Here is a 2,669-nt window from a genome sequence, read left to right on the forward strand (position 1 = left end):
TGCAACTTGCAGAGAGGCGGCTTTTCGAGCCGCATTCCGGCTGCCCCGAAGCTGCCCCGAAGCTGCTCTGAACCAACGCGCGAGCCGCGCTCATGCCGTTCTTATCCCTTCATGTTCTTTCCAGGCCGCTTTTTCAACCAGAGCGGAAGCGTTCCCGATACTGCATCGGCGTCGCGCCAATCCGCCTTGTGAAGACAATGCGCATCCGGTCCGCGGTGCCGAAGCCGCAGTCGTAAGCAATCGCCTTGAGTGCCGCGCCACTGCTTTCGAGCAACTTGCGGGCCGCATCCACGCGAGCGCGCTCGACGAATTCGTGTGGCGTCACCTTCGTCTCCTGCACGAACACGCGCGCGAAATTCCGTGCGCTCATTCCGGCGACGTCGGCGAGTTGCTTCACCGTAAAGCTCTCGCGAATCCGCTCCATCACGTGTGCCTGCACTTTGGCGACCGGCGAGGTTTCGTCGGCCGGTGCGGTGAGATAGGGGCTGAATTGTGACTGGCCGCCTTGGCGCTGCGCGAACACGACGAGGCGCTTGGCGACAGCCAGCGCCGTTTGCGGTCCGTAATCTTCCGCTACGAGCGCAAGCGACAGATCAATGCCCGCCGTGACGCCGGCTGAAGTCACGAGCGTGCCGTCACGCAGATAGATGCGGTCAAAATCGACGCGCGCTTGCGGAAACTGCGCGGCGAGTTGTTCCGCATGCTGCCAGTGCGTAGTGACGTTGCGCGCGTCGAGCAGTCCGGCATGGCCGAGCGCGAAAGCGCCGGTACAGATCGAGCCATAGCGCTCGCATTGCGTGGCCGTGTTGCTCAGCCAATCCAGTAACCGTGGATCGGACGCCTCGCCGTCGGGCAGCGCGGGTCCGCCCGCGACCAACGCCAGGTTGAAAGGGCGGCGCATCTGCTCGAAGGTGGCGTCGGCGATCAGCGCCATGCCGTTGGACGCGCGCAGCGGACCGGGCTCCGCGCTGACCAGCGCGACCTCATAGCGCTCTTGCGGCGCGACGAACCGATTGGCTTCGGAGAATACGTCGACGGGACCGGCGACATCGAGCGCCTGTACGCCGGGAAAGATCGCGATCGCGACGGTAGGCATTTTGAATGATTTCCTTTGACAATGGCCGCGGCGGTCGTCCTGGAAGGAACAGGAAATAGAGGTTAGGCCGGGCTCCGCACCTATTTTCGCACCAGGCGTCAAAATAGGCGCATTGCACAACCACGCGGCGCTCCGCCATGGTAATCAAAAACCTTCTGCGAAGGCTCGACCTCACCACGCTTCAACTCTTCCTCGCCGTATACGAAGAAGGCACGCTCACGCGGGCCGCGGAGCGTGAGGCGATTGCCGTATCCGCCGCGAGCAAACGTCTGCTCGAACTCGAACAGGCGGTCGGCGCCACGCTTTTCCAGCGCAACGCGCGTGGCATGACGCTGACGCCGGCCGGCGAAACGCTGCTGCATCACGCGCGCCGCGTGATGCGCGACATCGAAAACATCGGTATCGAACTGGCCGGCCATGCAAGCGGGGTGCGCGGCTACGTGCGGATGATGGCCAACCTCTCGGCGATCGTCGAGTTTCTGCCGGAGGATTTGCGCGCTTTCCAGTTGCAGCACGAACGCGTCAAGCTCGATCTCGAAGAGCGGCCGAGCGGCGGCGTGGTGGAAGCTGTCGACGACAGCCTCGCCGACCTCGGCATCTGTTCCGGCGAGGCTGACACGCGCGATCTGCATGTTGCGCACTATCGGCACGATTCGCTGGTGCTGGTGATGCGCGACGACCATCCGCTGGCTGCGCGCGCCAGCATCCTGTTCGCCGAAACCCTGGACGGCGATCATGTCGGCCTGCACGCGGCCAGCTCGATCAACGCCCGCACCCACATGGCCGCGCGCCAGGCCGGCAAACCGTTGCGCTTGCGCATCCACGTGCCGGGTTTCGACGCGGTCTGCCGGATGGTGCAGGCCGGCATGGGCGTCGGCGTCCTGCCGCTGAAGGTGTATCAGCTCATGGGCCGCTCGCTTGGGCTCGTCGGCGTGCCGCTGGAAGACGAATGGTCCGCACGCAGCCTGGTGCTGGTGGTGCGCGATGTCGAGGCGCTCTCGCCGGTGAGCCGCCTGCTGTTCGACCACTTGCGTTCGATCGAGGCGTCCGAAGCCCCGCTGGCCGCCGGGGGCCCCTGAGCGTTCGTCGTTCGCGAACGGTCGTTGGCGAATTGCGGTTGGACGCCGTTGCGGTGCTGCTCCTAAGCTGTCTCTCAACACGAAACCAGTATTGGAGACAGCATTATGGGTGGACCCCTTCAGGGTATTCGCGTCATCGAGATCGGAACCCTCATCGCCGCGCCGTTTGCCGCGCGCCTCATGGCCGAGTTCGGTGCCGAAGTCATCAAGATCGAAGCCCCTGGCACCGGCGACCCCCTTTGCAAATGGCGCAAGCTGCACGAGGGCACCTCGCTCTGGTGGTATCTGCAGTCGCGTAACAAGAAATCCATCTGCGTGAACCTGAAGTCGGCCGACGGTATCGACATCGTCAAACGGCTCGCCGCCGATGCCGACGTCGTGATCGAAAATCTCCGCCCCGGCGCGCTCGAAAAGCTCGGCCTCGGCTGGGACGTGCTGCACGCGATCAATCCCAAGCTGACCATGGTCCGCATCTCCGGCTACGGCCAGTCCGG

3 protein-coding genes are annotated in these 2,669 nt (G+C 64.3%); 2 read left to right on the plus strand and 1 reads right to left on the minus strand.

The features are described 5' to 3' along the window. Positions 1-133: 133 nt before the first annotated feature. A complete protein-coding gene (locus QOC89_RS08320; RefSeq protein ID WP_323044590.1) occupies positions 134-1,096 on the minus strand; it encodes a GlxA family transcriptional regulator in 963 nt (320 codons plus the stop codon). Positions 1,097-1,233: 137 nt separating this feature from the next. Between QOC89_RS08320 and QOC89_RS08325 the strand changes: the two genes are divergently transcribed. Together QOC89_RS08325 and QOC89_RS08330 are read left to right on the plus strand one after the other, a co-directional pair. Then, entirely contained in the window at positions 1,234-2,175 is a 942-nt protein-coding gene (locus QOC89_RS08325) for a LysR family transcriptional regulator (RefSeq protein WP_323044591.1), read from the plus strand. A gap of 105 nt (positions 2,176-2,280) precedes the next feature. After that, positions 2,281-2,669, plus strand: a 389-nt coding sequence (locus tag QOC89_RS08330) for a CaiB/BaiF CoA-transferase family protein (RefSeq protein ID WP_323044592.1), incomplete at its 3' end; no start/stop codon positions are given.

This window comes from Paraburkholderia sp., assembly GCF_034668105.1.
In the GTDB taxonomy this organism is placed as follows: domain Bacteria; phylum Pseudomonadota; class Gammaproteobacteria; order Burkholderiales; family Burkholderiaceae; genus Paraburkholderia.

What these genes read in the sequence shown, in the direction of transcription:
- QOC89_RS08320 (WP_323044590.1), bottom strand. Translation starts at nt 1,096, where the DNA reads ATGCCTACCGTCGCGATCGCGATCTTTCCCGGCGTACAGGCGCTCGAT.
- QOC89_RS08325 (WP_323044591.1), top strand. Translation starts at nt 1,234, where the DNA reads ATGGTAATCAAAAACCTTCTGCGAAGGCTCGACCTCACCACGCTTCAA.